At 43.6% G+C, this 13974-nt stretch carries 15 protein-coding genes and 1 other annotated feature; of the genes, 10 read left to right on the forward strand and 5 right to left on the reverse strand.

Going from position 1 to position 13974, the window contains the following annotated elements:
- Positions 1–84 precede the first annotated feature (84 nt).
- The gene (locus UFB30_RS00900; protein ID WP_322419788.1) at positions 85–624 is read right to left on the reverse strand and encodes a helix-turn-helix domain-containing protein; all 540 of its coding nucleotides are present in this window, start codon (positions 622–624) and stop codon (positions 85–87) included.
- 187 nt (positions 625–811) lie between these two features.
- Positions 812–1573 carry an MBL fold metallo-hydrolase gene (locus UFB30_RS00905; protein WP_322419789.1) on the reverse strand — a complete coding sequence of 254 codons (762 nt, stop codon included), beginning with the start codon at positions 1571–1573 and terminating at the stop codon, positions 812–814.
- Positions 1574–1694: 121 nt separating this feature from the next.
- On the opposite strand from UFB30_RS00905, the gene UFB30_RS00910 reads away from it, so the two are divergent.
- The 9 genes from UFB30_RS00910 to UFB30_RS00950 all read left to right on the forward strand — a co-directional run bounded on the left by UFB30_RS00910 (position 1695) and on the right by UFB30_RS00950 (position 10659).
- Positions 1695–2102, forward strand: a complete 408-nt coding sequence (locus tag UFB30_RS00910) for an Lrp/AsnC family transcriptional regulator (RefSeq protein ID WP_322419790.1) — start codon at positions 1695–1697, stop codon at positions 2100–2102.
- A 176-nt stretch (positions 2103–2278) separates the two neighbouring features.
- The gene (locus UFB30_RS00915) at positions 2279–3250 is read left to right on the forward strand and encodes a LacI family DNA-binding transcriptional regulator (protein ID WP_322419791.1); all 972 of its coding nucleotides are present in this window, start codon (positions 2279–2281) and stop codon (positions 3248–3250) included.
- Between the two features lie 11 nt (positions 3251–3261).
- Positions 3262–4137 (forward strand): ribokinase, encoded by an 876-nt coding sequence (gene rbsK, locus UFB30_RS00920; protein ID WP_322419792.1) that lies wholly within the window; start codon positions 3262–3264, stop codon positions 4135–4137.
- Positions 4124–4513, forward strand: a complete 390-nt coding sequence (rbsD, locus tag UFB30_RS00925) for a D-ribose pyranase (protein ID WP_322419793.1) — start codon at positions 4124–4126, stop codon at positions 4511–4513. Before rbsK ends, rbsD begins: the two co-directional genes overlap by 14 nt.
- Positions 4514–4530: 17 nt before the next feature.
- Positions 4531–6000, forward strand: a complete 1470-nt coding sequence (locus UFB30_RS00930) for a sugar ABC transporter ATP-binding protein (RefSeq protein ID WP_322420528.1) — start codon at positions 4531–4533, stop codon at positions 5998–6000.
- Between the two features lies 1 nt (position 6001).
- Entirely contained in the window at positions 6002–6934 is a 933-nt protein-coding gene (locus UFB30_RS00935) for an ABC transporter permease subunit (RefSeq protein WP_322419794.1), read from the forward strand.
- A 33-nt stretch (positions 6935–6967) separates the two neighbouring features.
- Positions 6968–7903, forward strand: coding sequence for a ribose ABC transporter substrate-binding protein RbsB (gene rbsB, locus UFB30_RS00940; RefSeq protein ID WP_435390767.1), 936 nt, complete (start codon positions 6968–6970; stop codon positions 7901–7903).
- 156 nt (positions 7904–8059) lie between these two features.
- Positions 8060–8272, forward strand: a binding site (T-box leader).
- Positions 8273–8320: 48 nt separating this feature from the next.
- Positions 8321–10009, forward strand: a complete 1689-nt coding sequence (gene argS, locus UFB30_RS00945) for an arginine--tRNA ligase (RefSeq protein ID WP_322419795.1) — start codon at positions 8321–8323, stop codon at positions 10007–10009.
- A 77-nt stretch (positions 10010–10086) separates the two neighbouring features.
- Entirely contained in the window at positions 10087–10659 is a 573-nt protein-coding gene (locus UFB30_RS00950; RefSeq protein ID WP_322419796.1) for a DUF1349 domain-containing protein, read from the forward strand.
- A gap of 37 nt (positions 10660–10696) precedes the next feature.
- On the opposite strand, the gene UFB30_RS00955 is transcribed toward UFB30_RS00950, so the two are convergent.
- Positions 10697–10996, reverse strand: a complete 300-nt coding sequence (locus tag UFB30_RS00955) for a hypothetical protein (protein WP_322419797.1) — start codon at positions 10994–10996, stop codon at positions 10697–10699.
- A 92-nt stretch (positions 10997–11088) separates the two neighbouring features.
- Positions 11089–11904 carry a GNAT family N-acetyltransferase gene (locus UFB30_RS00960; protein ID WP_322419798.1) on the reverse strand — a complete coding sequence of 272 codons (816 nt, stop codon included), beginning with the start codon at positions 11902–11904 and terminating at the stop codon, positions 11089–11091.
- Positions 11905–12044: 140 nt separating this feature from the next.
- Here UFB30_RS00960 and UFB30_RS00965 point away from each other — a divergent pair, with 140 nt between their 5' ends.
- On the forward strand, positions 12045–12503 hold the full coding sequence (locus UFB30_RS00965) for a DIP1984 family protein (protein ID WP_322419799.1): 459 nt from the start codon (positions 12045–12047) through the stop codon (positions 12501–12503).
- Positions 12504–12755: 252 nt separating this feature from the next.
- Here UFB30_RS00965 and UFB30_RS00970 read toward each other — a convergent pair whose 3' ends face one another.
- On the reverse strand, positions 12756–13856 hold the full coding sequence (locus UFB30_RS00970; protein WP_322419800.1) for a GGDEF domain-containing protein: 1101 nt from the start codon (positions 13854–13856) through the stop codon (positions 12756–12758).
- Between the last annotated feature and the right edge of the window lie 118 nt (positions 13857–13974).

The following is a 13974-nucleotide window of genomic DNA, read 5'->3' on the forward strand; positions in this document are numbered from 1 at the left end:
CATACTGCCTCCATTCGTTTAAAGTATCCTCCGACAGCACCAAATAAGCTGAGTATGAGTGAGATTAGAAGGTTTTTCTTCATACTAGTTCCCCTTTTTATGATTCGGCTCAGAAACAAAGAATTGTGCCATCGTAATTTTTTTCGTGTCTGATCTTCTTGAGTTTTGGGTGTAGGGCTTAATGACCTGATAAAGTTCTTCTTTAAAGGTTTCCCACTCCTGTTCATTCAGATGAAGATCAACCTGACTGAAGCCATAGATGTCTTTGGTGAGATCAACGTCACCGTCAAAAAATTCTTCTGTCTGTCTCATCAGGTTCGCAAAAAAAGTTGTAAACATGTTCATATGCTCATCCTTCGTGAGCTTCGAGCCTTCCTCCGGTGTTATTCTTGACCCGTTGACCTGTAAAGCGTATGTCTTTTCAGTCGTACCCCGGATTTGTTTTTCGTTGGTAACAGTCAGGATGTTACCTTTTTTTAATGTGTTCAGATGTCTGTATAAAGTAGCCTGTGGGATTTCTTCAAGCACATCCAGCAGCTCTGCCACCGTAGCAGGTCCTTTAGATAAATGCTGTATAATTTTCATGCGAACAGGATGCATAATTAAGTCAGCTTTTGATTTCATCAGATTCACCTCATTATTATCATTATCAATAATGATAATAATAGAATTTTGATTAAATGTCCAGCAGTAAAGTAAGAAAAGTTGTTTAAGATGCATTCTTCATTTCCAAATCACATATTAAAAAAAGAGCTGATCATGCAGGGCATGGTCAGCTTTAATGGGATTTAGAAAACAGAGATTTTTTTCTTCAAAACGAATAAGACTCTCCATCCTCAGGTACATGCAACCGGTCTGCAAATCCCTTTTCTACTGCAAAAGTCTTCAGCTCATCACGTGACAGCGCCCAGTGATTGACAGCTTCCATGTGAACCGCCACGATTTTAGCATTTGGTGCAGCTTTAGCCGTTTCGTATATATCTTCTTTGCCCATCACGAGTGAACCGCCTTCAAGGAACTGGTTGTCCCCTGCGTTAGCGACGATGACCTCAGGCTGATGCTTGAGAATTTCTTTTTCTGTTCCTTCATACCAGACTGTATCCCCGGCGACATAAAGCGTTTTTTCACTTGAATGCTTGAAAACAACGCCTGAAACATGCCCAAGCATCTTAAGAATTTCACCTCTGCCATGCTCTCCGACTGTTTTGATCAGCTGGACGCCTTCAAATTCAGTTTGCTCGCTCAGTACTTCCAGATTTTCAAATCCATCCTCTTTCACTTTCTCTAAATCTTCATCATTTTGAACGAATACTTTCATATTTTTTGGTATTGCATTCTTAGCAGCCTCATCATAATGATCAAGATGCAGGTGTGTTAAAATCACCGCATTCACGCCCTGGATTACTTCATCTATTGGAATCGGCAGTTCGACAAGCGGGTTATTCTGATCCTGTCTTGCTGCGTTTTGAAATGGAGGATAAGCACCTTTGTCAGCTAAAAATGGGTCTACAAGAAACTTTTTACCGGCATAGTGAACAACGAGTGTAGCGTTTCTGATTAATTGAATGTTCATTGATTGTCAGCTCCTGTTATGAAAGGTTACTTACAGTTTATAATAGAGATATAGTTGAAATACATAGCTTAAATCAAGTCTTTAGGCGTTATTACTTGAATAATGAAAGGATTGAATCAGCATGCTGGATCGCACGGATCAGCTTATTATAAAAGAGCTCTCTGCAAATAGCCGTATGACGATGAAACAGCTGGGTGAAAGGGTACACCTGACAGGACAGGCGACGTCATCCAGGGTTGCGAAGCTTGAGGATATGGGGATTATTGAGGGGTATACGCTGAAAGTCAATCAGGCTAAGCTGGGGCTGCCGGTTCATGTAATGATTCAGATTTTTACGGAAAGCCCTGATCATAGAAGTTATCACAGAGTGATTGAAGAGAACGCAGCTTATATTATACAAAACTATAAAGTGAGCGGAGAGAGCTGTTATTTGGTTGAAGCCAGGTTTCCTTCGAATGAAGTACTCAATGAGTTTTTAACAGTGCTAAGCAGTGTGGTGAGTTATAAAGTGGCGGTTGTTATTGGTTAAGCAGCTGAACCGATGGAACACCGCTAATAGGATAATTGTAAATATATTCCCTTCTTGACACATTTGAAACGCCCTTATACAATACATGTAACCGGTTACATAAAATTTGTTTTCAAGTAGCCGGTTTTTTAAAACTAAAATATGTAACCGATTACATAAATTCGGGGTGTGGTGAAATGGCAACGATTAAACAGGTAGCTCAGCATGCAGGTGTTTCAGTCGCGACAGTTTCAAGAGTGCTGAATGATAAAGGATATGTGCATGAAGATACGCGCAAGGCAGTGCTGAAAGCGATTGAAGAACTTCAATATAATCCAAACAGTGTGGCGAGGAGTCTTTTTAAGAAATCTTCAAATACGATTGGACTATTAATTCCTGACATCACAAACCCCTTTTTCCCTCAGCTGGTCAGAGCGGTTGAAGATGTGATGTATCCAAAAGGGTATACAACGATTCTTTTCAACAGTGATGAAAATATCCAGCATGAACTTGATTATCTAAAAGGAATGACTTCAAAGTACATTGATGGTGTCATCGTTGTTTCCAATACACTCAAGTGGGAACACCTCGAGCCGCTAACTGTGCCAGTCATTGCACTTGATCGTCATATAGATGACAGAATTGCTTCTGTCACCATTGATAACTATGAAAGCAGCTTTAAAGCACTTGAGTTTCTGGTTGAAAGGGGCTGCCGCAAAATAGCTCATCTGGCCGGTCCTGCTCATGTCTTTACTTCAAGTGAAAGGCTGAGAGCTTATAAAGATTTCACTCAAAAACATGGTCTTGAAGAAATGATTCAGGAAGGGTCTTATGAGCTTCAGAGCGGCATGCTGAACACGATGCAGCTGTTAACGAAATATCAGCAGGTAGATGCGATTTTTGCAGGTAACGATGTCATGGCAATCGGTGCACTGAAAGCCGCTGCAAAGCTGGGAATTAGTGTACCTAAAGAACTTTCAGTGATGGGCTTTGACGGCGTTGAGTGGGGAACAGCAGTTACGCCTGAATTGACTACGATGCAGCAGCCGATTTATCAGATTGGACAAAAAGCAGCTGAGATGCTCTTGAAGCGCCTTGAAACCCCGGGGTTATCGCCGGAACATGTCAGGCTGAATGCAGAGCTGACAGTCAGACAGTCAACGAAATAAGGAGTGATCACATGATTACAGTAGCAGGCAGCTTGAATATAGATCTTGTCACAGAAGCAGAGCGTTTTCCACTTCCGGGAGAGACCATTCTGGGTACCGGTTTCTCCACTGTGTTTGGTGGAAAAGGTGCAAATCAGGCCGTTGCAGCAGCAAGGCTTGGTGGACAGGTGAAAATGGTCGGTAAGGTTGGAAATGACCTTTACGGAGAAAGTTACCTTGAGTATTTAACGAACGAAACAGTTGATGTATCAAATGTGAAACCGGTTACACATTTACCTACAGGCACTGCATCTATTGTGGTGGCAGAGCAGGATAATCAGATTATTGTAGTGGCTGGGGCAAATGGAGACGTAGACGGGGACTTCATAAAAGAAGAAATGACCGGTTCGCAAAAAGGAGTCCTGCTGGTTCAGCTTGAGATCCCGGATGAAGCGGTAGAAGAAGCGATGAAAGCAGCAAAAGCAAACGGCAGCACCGTGATTTTAAACCCTGCACCTTTCAAACCGCTACCGGCTGAATGGTGGGAGCTTGCAGACTATATCACACCAAACGAGCATGAGGCGGCTTCTCTTAAGAAAGAAAGCAACTTTCATGAAGCGTACAGAGAAAAGTTAATCGTCACACGAGGCAGCGAAGGCGCAAGCTTTTTTGAAAAAGGTGAGGAAGTGCTGGTACCGGCACCGAAAGTAACACCGGTTGATACGACTGGGGCAGGCGATACGTTTAACGGAGCGCTTGCAGCATTTCTGGATCAGGGGCTTGCACTGAGACAGGCTGTTGAAAAAGCAGTCAAGGCAGCCAGTATGTCGATTACGGCGCTTGGTGCACAAAGTGCGATGCCGACACTGCAGCAGCTTGAAGGAGGCGGAGATCATGCGGAAAAGTAACTTTTTAAACAGTGAAATTACGAAAGTGCTGGCTGATCTTGGTCATACAGACACTGTTGTGATTGCGGATTGCGGTCTCCCAATACCTGAGCATGTGAAAAAAATTGACCTGTCTCTAACGCTTGGCATTCCGGACATTGAAACGGTTTTAAAAGCAGTATTGAAGGAGATGGAGGTCGAGTCAGTCACGGTTGCAAAAGAGGCGGATGCTCAAAACCAGGCATTCAGCCATTTAGTAAACGAACAATTTGATTCAATTGAAAAAGTGTCACATGAAAAATTCAAACAGCAAACCTCTTCAGCCAGAGCAGTTATCAGGACAGGAGAACATACGCCATATGCAAACATTATCCTGCACGCGGGGGTGATCTTTTGAGTAAGCCAATCATTGAAATGTCGGATATTCACAAATCTTTTGGACAGGTTGAAGTGCTTACGGGCGTCTCGTTTGACCTGAAGCCTGGTGAAATTCACGCGCTGATGGGTGAAAACGGGGCAGGTAAGTCAACGCTGATGAAAATTCTCACTGGTATTCATTCAAAAGACCAGGGAGAGATCATCTACAAAGGTAAGAAAACAGCTTTTAAAAGTCCAAAAGAAGCTGAAAAAGCCGGAATCAGCGTAATTCATCAGGAGCTGAATATTATTCCTGAGCTGACAGTTGCAGAAAACTTCTTTTTAGGAAAAGAAAAAACGGCCGGTAAGACAGGCATTTTGAGAAACAAAGAAATGAATGAAGAAGCAAAAGCGTGGCTGATGGAGCTTGGGATCAAGCTCGATCCGAAAAAGTCTGCTGCTGAATGTTCTGTTGGTCAGCAGCAGATGATCGAGATTGCAAGAGCTGTATCTGCTGACAGTGAAGTCCTAATTATGGATGAACCGACAGCTGCGCTGACGAAAAAAGAAATTGATGTTCTTTTCAACGTGATGAATGGTCTCAGAAAGAAAAACGTCGCAATTGTGTATATTTCTCACCGGATGGAAGAGATTTTCAGCATGTGCGACAGGATTACTGTACTGAGAGATGGTGCTTCTGTTGGCACCAGAGTCATTAAAGAAACCAATTTTCAGGAAGTTGTAAAGATGATGGTTGGACGCGAGCTTGGTGAACAGTTTCCTGAAAGAAAGGTGACACCGGGGAAAGTGCGGCTGACGGTGGAAAACCTGACATCATCTACCGGAGTCAAATCGGCATCATTTGATTTGAAAGAAGGAGAGATCCTGGGCGTTGCCGGCTTGATGGGTGCCGGAAGAACAGAGCTGATGAGAGCGTTGTTTGGAGCTGATAAAAGCTCAGGTGTGATTCAGATTGAAGGAAAAACGCTGAATAAGCCGACGCCCAAAAAATCGATCCGTGCCGGAATGGCATTTGTCACAGAAGACCGTAAAGGCGAAGGTTTAATTCTTAATCAGACAGTCAGAGAGAACCTTTCAACTGCTCAGTTCAACAATATTTCCAAATGGAGCCTGATGAATACAAAGAAAGAACAGGCTTCAGCAGCTGAACTGATCGAACGGCTGAGAATTAAGACATCCGGGCCCGAACAGGAAGCGAAATCGCTCAGTGGAGGTAATCAGCAGAAGATTGTCATTGGCAAATGGCTTGCAACGAATCCTTCCGTACTGATTCTTGATGAACCGACCAGAGGGGTTGATGTCGGTGCGAAGAAAGAGATTTATCAGATTATGAATGATCTGACGGCAAGAGGTGTGTCTATCATTATGGTGTCATCAGAGCTTCCTGAAATCCTCGGGATGTCAGACCGTATCCTTGTGATGCATGAGGGGAAAGTGACTGCAATCATGAACCGGGCTGATGCGGATCAGGAAAAAATTATGACAGCAGCAACAGGAGGAGAGTAAATTGAAAAACTCAGGTATTATCCAAAAAATCGGTCCTTTCCTTGGATTGTTACTGATCGTAGTCGTGCTATCCATTTTAAGTCCGAACTTCCTTGACCTTAACAATATCCTGAATATTTTAAGACAGGTATCAATTAATGCATTAATTGCATTTGGGATGACATTTGTTATTTTGACTGGCGGGATTGACCTGTCAGTAGGTTCGATGCTGGCACTTGGTGCAGCACTTACTGCAGGTGCGATGACATCAGGTTTTGATCCGATTCTGGCCATTTTAATCGGCTTATTGATCGGAGCAGCAATGGGTGCCTTTAACGGGATTATTATCACAAAAGGTAAGGTTGCACCGTTTATTGCAACACTGGCAACCATGACCATTTACCGCGGGCTGACGCTTGTGTATACAGAAGGTCGTCCGGTAACAGGATTGTCTGATGCATTTTCATTTCAGATGATTGGTAAAGGGTATATTTTCGGGATTCCGTTCCCCGTCGTTACGATGTTTTTAGCTTTTGGTGTTCTATGGTTCATTTTAAAGAAAACGACATTTGGACGCGGTGTTTATTCAGTCGGCGGTAATGAAGAGGCATCAAGACTTGCCGGGTTAAATGTAGACCGGATTAAAATCGGCGTCTATACGTTAACAGGTGTGCTGAGCGTGCTTGCGGGAATTATCCTCACATCCCGTTTGAACTCAGCTCAACCGACAGCCGGTACTGCATATGAACTAGATGCGATTGCTGCTGTTGTATTAGGCGGGACAAGTCTGACTGGCGGTCGCGGATGGATTGTCGGCACTTTAATCGGTGCACTGATCATCGGTGTCCTCAACAACGGACTTAATTTAATGAATGTATCTTCTTTTTATCAACAGGTGGTAAAAGGCGGCGTGATTCTGCTGGCAGTCCTGCTGGATCGGAAGAAAGCTGCTTAATTTATAAAACTATATCAAAAGGAGTGTTTGAAATTGAAGAAAAGATTATTTTTAACGTTGATGCTGATGATGTCACTGGTTTTGGCTGCATGTTCTCTGGATTCACCAGGCTCTGAAAGTGAAGATACAGGAAGCGATGAAGGTGGCAGTGAAGGAGCAGGCACAATTGGATTTTCTATTTCAACTTTAAACAACCCGTTCTTTGTGACACTTGCGGAAGGTGCAGAAGCACAGGCAGAAGAAGCTGGTATGGATATTACAGTTGTCGATGCTCAGGATGACCCGGCAAAACAGGCCAGTGATATTGAAGACCTGATTCAGCAGGGAGTAGACATCATTCTTGTGAACCCAACCGATTCTGCAGCAGTTGCATCAGCGATTGAATCAGCGAACAATGCTGATATTCCGGTGATTACAGTAGACAGAAGCGCTGAAGGTGGAGAAGTGGTTACACATATTGCCTCTGATAACGTTGAAGGCGGACGTCTTGCAGGGAACTTTATTATCGAAGAGCTTGGCGGATCAGGTAATGTTGTAGAGCTTGAAGGGATTTCAGGATCTTCAGCAGCACGTGAGCGTGGAGAAGGGTTCAACGAAGTGATTGCAGAAAGCGACATTGAAGTAGTTGCGAACCAGACAGCAAACTTTGATCGTGCAGAAGGACTTTCTGTTATGGAAAACATCATTCAGAGCGGTGCGGAATTTGATGCAGTATTTGCCCACAATGATGAGATGGCACTTGGTGCTGTAGAAGCACTTGAAGCGGCAGGCATGTCAGATGTCATGGTAGTCGGCTTTGATGCGACAGATGACGCTGTGGCAGCTGTAGAAGCTGGTACAATGGCAGCAACAGTCGCACAGAAGCCGGATGAAATCGGTATAAGTGCGATTGATACAGCACAGGCAGTACTTGATGGCGAGACGGTAGAAGAGTTTGTGCCGGTTGAGCTTGAGCTTGTGACGCAGTAAATGATTTAAGCCCCTCACATTCTTTTAGATGTGAGGGGTTTTTGATACAGGGGGACGGAGGTTAGTGTATCATTATGGGGATTTTATCCAATCGAATAAAGCATCAATTAAATTAACTATTGTATTCCCCCGTCAAATGGCTATAATAGGTAAAAACAAACGTCAATGACAAAGAGAGTAGCTTGCTGTGGATGTGAAGCGAGCCGGGGATGGTGGGAGCCCGGTTGTGAAGCAGGGAGTGAAGCGCACTTTTGAGATGCAGGTCTGAAACAGGAGTAGGAGCTGCCGGGGAGAACCCCGTTATCAATTTGAGTGGTTGTGAAAACAATGAGAGTGGTACCGCGGACGAATCAGACGCCCGTCTCTTTTCCTGTATGGAGAAGAGATGGGCGTTTTTTATTTGGAGGAGGAATGTTGATGGACTATCAATCGTTATTTGCAGAAGCTTTATATCAGCAGCTGAGAGATCAGCTGGATCAGGAAAAGGTGTATCAGCTGATTGAAAAGCCGAAATTTACGGAGATGGGTGATTTTGCTTTTCCATGCTTTGAGCTTGCGAAGATTTTTCGGAAGGCACCAAACCAGATCGCCAGTGACCTTGCTGAAAAGCTTGAGCTGCCGCCTCTTTTTGAAAAGGTGGAAGCGGTTGGCGGATATGTAAATGTCTTTTTAGATCAGACGGAAGTTTCGGGTTCAGTGGTTGCTGAAGTGATTCAAGCGAAAGATCATTATGGCACGATGAATCATGGAAATGGGGAAGTCATTACGATCGATTTCTCCTCGCCGAATATTGCAAAACCCTTTTCCATGGGACACCTGCGTTCAACTGTCATTGGTCACTCGCTTGCCCGGATTGCGGAGAAAAATGGATTTGAAGTTGTACGAATTAACCATTTGGGTGACTGGGGTACGCAGTTTGGCAAGCTGATTGCTGCCTACAAGCTTTGGGGAAATGAAGAGAAGATTCGTGAAAAGCCGATTAAGGAGCTGCTGAAGCTGTATGTTCAGTTTCATGATGAGGCGGAACGTGATCCATCTCTCATTGATGAGGGGCGGCTGTGGTTCAAGCGGCTTGAGGATGGTGACCAGGAGGCGCACGCTCTGTGGGAATGGTTCAGAGATGAATCGCTGAAGGAGTTTAACAGTATTTACGAGCTGCTTGGTGTCACGTTTGATTCAACGCAGGGGGAGGCTTTTTATAACGATAAGATGGACCGGGTTGTGCAGCTGCTTGAGGAGAAAAAGCTTTTAGAGGAGTCTGACGGTGCGCTTGTGGTGCAGACAGCTGAGGGAATGCCGCCGTGTCTCATTAAAAAGAAGGACGGTACAACGCTTTACGCGACGCGCGATCTGGCAGCGGCGATTTATCGTCACGAGATTTATGGATCGGAGCGGTCATTATATGTGGTTGGCAATGAGCAGACGCTGCATTTTAAACAGCTGTTTCTCGTTCTTGAAAAGATGGGCTATGAGTGGAGTCAGGGGTTGAAGCATGTTCCGTTTGGCATGATGCTGAAGGATGGCAAGAAGATGTCGACGCGGAAAGGAAAAGTCGTGCTGCTTGAGGAAGTGCTGAAGGAAGCGGTAAGTCTGGCGCAGCAGAATATTGCAGATAAAAATCCTTCCCTTCCTGATCAGGAGCGGGTTGCACATCAGGTCGGGACGGGTGCTGTTATCTTTCATGACTTGAAGAATCACCGTTTAAACGATGTGGAATTTTCGCTGGATGCCATGCTGAAGTTTGAAGGAGAGACAGGTCCTTATGTTCAGTACACGCATGCGCGTGCGTCTTCCATTCTCAGAAAAGCTTCATATCGCGTAAATGCTGCCCAGCTGATGTTCTCAGATGACACTGCATGGGCTGTGGTCAAATGTCTGATGGGCTTCCCGGAAGCTGTGACGCGTGCATTTGAAGGGAATGACCCTTCACAGATTGCGAAATATGTACTTGAACTGGCAAAGTCGTTTAATCAGTACTACGGAAACGTGCGGATTCTGGATGCGGTTGAGGGAAGACAGGAGAAGCTGTCGCTGGTTCATGCTGTACAGATTGTCTTAAAAGAAGGTATGTATTTACTTGGGCTGGAGGCACCTGAAGAGATGTAAAAGGATTCAAATATGCGAAACAGCGGCAGACTGATTATAATAATCAGTGTAAAAGTTTGAGCTATAGGAGGATCCATATGTGGAACAATTATCAGTGGATGAACAAGCCGCAGAAAATCGAAGAGCAGAATGACAGACTTATTTTTCACACGCAGGGAGACACTGACTTCTGGAGAAATACACACTATCAGTTCAACCGGATGACTGGACATGCTTTACTTAAACGAATTCCGTCAGAAGAGTTCCGCTGCACCGGCTCATTCAAGGTGAAACCTGAACATACTTTTGATCAGGCCGGGATTCTGATTTATGTGGATGAGGATAACTGGATGAAATGTTCAGTTGAATATATTCCAGAAGGACCTTCTCACCTTGGGGCCGTTGTGACCTCACATGCCTACTCAGACTGGTCTACACAGAATTTTTCAAACGAACGGATTGGTGAAGAAATGACGTTTGAAATCATTTATCAATCGAATGATGTTGAGATTTATTTTATTGATCAGGAAGGAAACCGTGAACAGATCAGGATCGGTCGTCTTCATAACCCGAATGGTGTGGAAGAGATTAAAATTGGTCCTTATGCCTGCAGCCCCAATGAGCTCGATCAGGGGTTTGAGGTGGAAGTGACGAAGTGGGAAATAGGATAAAAAACAGAGCCGGCAAGCGCTCTGTTTTTTTAACTTCTTACTCTTTTACATCAATCACATCATTAAACAGATTCGGACCGTCTGTCTGCACAATCTTATGACGGTTCGTGTCTTTCACAAAAATGCTTTTGTACTGAACCTCGCCGTTATCCTCTTTAAAAATAATCACACGTTCACCAGGACCGTCTTCCGCAATTTCAGTTGAATAGTTATCTGTATCTACATACTCAGCCAGATTTTCGTATTCCGGGAAAGTAGTCAGATCAATATGATCAGCCGTTCTGCTACAGCCTGCAATGATCATGATACTGAATGCTGCTAACAATATTTTTCTCATTGTCTCTCTCCTTTAATTCTTCTCACTGTGTATATTACTCCTTTTATATAAGAGTAAAGTAAGAAGAAAATGAGAATTTGATGAGAAAAAGTCTACCAGATGTAAGTATAATAATCCTGTGCATGATAGACCTCAAACCCGCAGGATTCATAAAGCTTCAAAGGACCTTTATTTTCAGCCTCCACTTCAAGATGAATCTCGCGTCCTTCCCCTTGAAGCTGATGAAGCACGCTTAATAACGCATTCCTGCCAATGCCCTTTCCTCTTAGTTCTTGAGACACCACAAAACCGTAAATCCAGTAATGCTCATTCATGAAATGAATTCTGAGCTTACCGGCAGGCTGACCTTCCCATTCAATGATATAGGAAATGGTTAAATCATCTGCAACCTCTCCATCAAAGAACTGTTCGACTTCTTCCCGCGGGATTGAAAAGCCGTCTGCGTCCAGGTCAATCTGAAATGCCCGGTCAGCTGACTGTGCTTTACGCAAATTGAGCTTTTCAGATGTTGCAGGCAACTCTTTTTGATCCCACTTCATTTGGTATTCAGTCATTTTGTAAGTGGCATCAGTTTTTTTGATAAATGCCTGCCCGGAAGCTGATGAAGCTGGTGTATTCAGTAAAACAGTTTTATATCCTCCTTCACTTATAAAGTGGAGCGCTTCTTTAAAAAGTGCTGTGAAAATCCCCTGTCTTCTGAAATCAGGATGAACCATCCCGCAAACTTCAGCAGTCACACCAAAATCATATACGCCAAGGAATCCGGTAAGCTTTCCATTTTCGGTATGCTGAAAGATCTTTACACCCTGACCGCTTTCAAGGGTATTTTCATTCAGCTTCAGCTGGATACGGTCGAATTGCTCGCATATTGTTTTAAGTGCTGTGATTTTTTCGAGTGATTCTGACATGTGATCCCTTCTTTTCTAAAAAAATATTGTATGGGGATATTTTATAATATTTTGAAAAACAGCGGGTGTGTTTTTGTACATGCAGAGGGCTTAATGCTAAAATAAGGGAATACATAATCGATGCTGAAGGAGAGATTCCAATGAAACTGGCAGAAGCACTCATTACCCGTGCAGATTATCAGAAGAGAATTGAGCAATTAAGACATCGGCTGATCCAGAATGCAAGAGTGCAGGAGGGTGAAGAACCAAATGAAGATCCGAAAGAGTTGCAAAATGAGCTTGAGCAGATTCTGAAACAGCTGAAAACGCTCATTCAGGATATCAACCGGACTAATTTGCAAACACCATTTGACGATAAACGTTCACTGGCTGATGCGTTAACGGAACGTGAGCTGATTGGACAGGAACGGCGCATTTTCAGTGAGCTTGCTGAGCAGGCTTCCGTGCGTCATGACCGTTATTCACGTTCAGAAATCAAATCGGTTTCTACCATCAATGTGAAGGAAACGCAGAAGCGCGTTGATGATCTTTCTCAGGAATACCGTAAGCTTGATACGAAAATTCAGGAGCTGAACTGGCTGACTGAATGTATTAAGTAACTGTAAGCAGGTAGCGGTTGAAAAGGCGAGTACCAACCCACCAATGGGCAAATTGGAAGCTTATTTTAATGGTACGGGTTCAGGGGCAGCCCTAATGGTTCGAGTCCTGTCTGACAATTCAAGCCCAGTACATTTCACATGAGGACAATGACACTATACATTTCACTACCAGGTACTGATTTTCATATCGTGAGGGTGGGTATGGGGAGAAAAACTTCCGGCATGATGCCGGAAGTTTTTCAATTTTTACTGTTATGGACGTGCTGTATGCATATTCTCAGCGGGCGAATGGCATACTCTGTTTCTGCCTGTCTGCTTTGCCTTATATAGTGCATGATCAGCATCTTTTAATAATAGCTTGGGCAGTCTGGTCGTTTCGTGATAGGAAGCAAGTCCAATGGAAACAGTCACCATAATTACTTCACCGGTTGATAGTTTGAATGGATGCTGTTCCACCTGTCTGCGCACCCGCTCGCTAATCTCCCGGGCTTTTTTAAATGAGCAATCGAGTAAGATCACAGTGAATTCTTCCCCGCCATTGCGGCTGACAATGTCAAACGAGCGCACAGTCTGCTTCAGCACATTGCTCAGCTCAATTAGCACAAGGTCTCCTTCATTGTGACCATATGTATCATTTACCTGCTTAAAATGGTCAATATCAATAAAAAGTAAAGAGAGCTGTTCCTGTTTTTTCTCAGCCTGCATACAGAGGCTGTTAAATACCTGATCGAATTGACGAACATTATTTAAGCCGGTCAATCCGTCCGTTTTTGCCTCAAGTTTAAAACGATTCATCAGCTTTTGGCTATCTCTGATATACTCTACAGTTGAAAATGAAACGAATCCTGCGGTATACGAGATAGACCAGTAGATAGAAATCAGCATCGGCAGGATACTCAGATCATTGAGCAGATAAACGACAACGATTGTAAAAATAACATTAGAGACAGTTAGTGACAGAAAGATTTTCATGCGTTTACTGAAGCGGCTGTTAAATATCAGCAGTGCCGACGCTGTAATTGCTACAATTAATAGTGAAGCAGCGACAGATGAAAGGTTGAATCCAATCATAAAGCGCCCTGCAATCACAAGTAGCATCGCGGTAACTGCTGGTATGCTGCCCCCATAAAAAGCAACAAGCAGAATGGGAATATGCCTGAGATCAATAATCGTTGAACCAAAATTCATGCTATATTGCATCAGTATATTACTTAACACGCCGGCTAACAGCCCGGCGACCACTTTTCTTCTGACAGAGGACTCACGCACTAATGGTGATGACTGGGTAACTTGTGTATATAGAAACAATGATGTAATTAAAATTGTAAAATTAGAAAACAGTTCCTTAATCATCATTTTGTCCTCCGTTTATAAGACATAATACCTACATAATTTAAATATAACCGAGATCGCATTACAGTGCTATATAAAAGTACGTATTTTAGGGGTGATTCATGTGAAAGTAAGGGAA

Origin of the sequence: Jeotgalibacillus haloalkalitolerans, assembly GCF_034427455.1 — a bacterium.
Lineage (GTDB): Bacteria > Bacillota > Bacilli > Bacillales > Jeotgalibacillaceae > Jeotgalibacillus > Jeotgalibacillus haloalkalitolerans.

Coding starts and splice junctions, on each gene's coding strand:
- UFB30_RS00900 (WP_322419788.1), bottom strand. CDS start 624: ATGAAATCAAAAGCTGACTTAATTATGCATCCTGTTCGCATGAAAATT.
- UFB30_RS00905 (WP_322419789.1), bottom strand. CDS start 1,573: ATGAACATTCAATTAATCAGAAACGCTACACTCGTTGTTCACTATGCC.
- UFB30_RS00910 (WP_322419790.1), top strand. CDS start 1,695: ATGCTGGATCGCACGGATCAGCTTATTATAAAAGAGCTCTCTGCAAAT.
- UFB30_RS00915 (WP_322419791.1), top strand. CDS start 2,279: ATGGCAACGATTAAACAGGTAGCTCAGCATGCAGGTGTTTCAGTCGCG.
- rbsK (WP_322419792.1), top strand. CDS start 3,262: ATGATTACAGTAGCAGGCAGCTTGAATATAGATCTTGTCACAGAAGCA.
- rbsD (WP_322419793.1), top strand. CDS start 4,124: ATGCGGAAAAGTAACTTTTTAAACAGTGAAATTACGAAAGTGCTGGCT.
- UFB30_RS00930 (WP_322420528.1), top strand. CDS start 4,531: ATGTCGGATATTCACAAATCTTTTGGACAGGTTGAAGTGCTTACGGGC.
- argS (WP_322419795.1), top strand. CDS start 8,321: ATGGACTATCAATCGTTATTTGCAGAAGCTTTATATCAGCAGCTGAGA.
- UFB30_RS00950 (WP_322419796.1), top strand. CDS start 10,087: ATGTGGAACAATTATCAGTGGATGAACAAGCCGCAGAAAATCGAAGAG.
- UFB30_RS00955 (WP_322419797.1), bottom strand. CDS start 10,996: ATGAGAAAAATATTGTTAGCAGCATTCAGTATCATGATCATTGCAGGC.
- UFB30_RS00960 (WP_322419798.1), bottom strand. CDS start 11,904: ATGTCAGAATCACTCGAAAAAATCACAGCACTTAAAACAATATGCGAG.
- UFB30_RS00965 (WP_322419799.1), top strand. CDS start 12,045: ATGAAACTGGCAGAAGCACTCATTACCCGTGCAGATTATCAGAAGAGA.
- UFB30_RS00970 (WP_322419800.1), bottom strand. CDS start 13,856: ATGATTAAGGAACTGTTTTCTAATTTTACAATTTTAATTACATCATTG.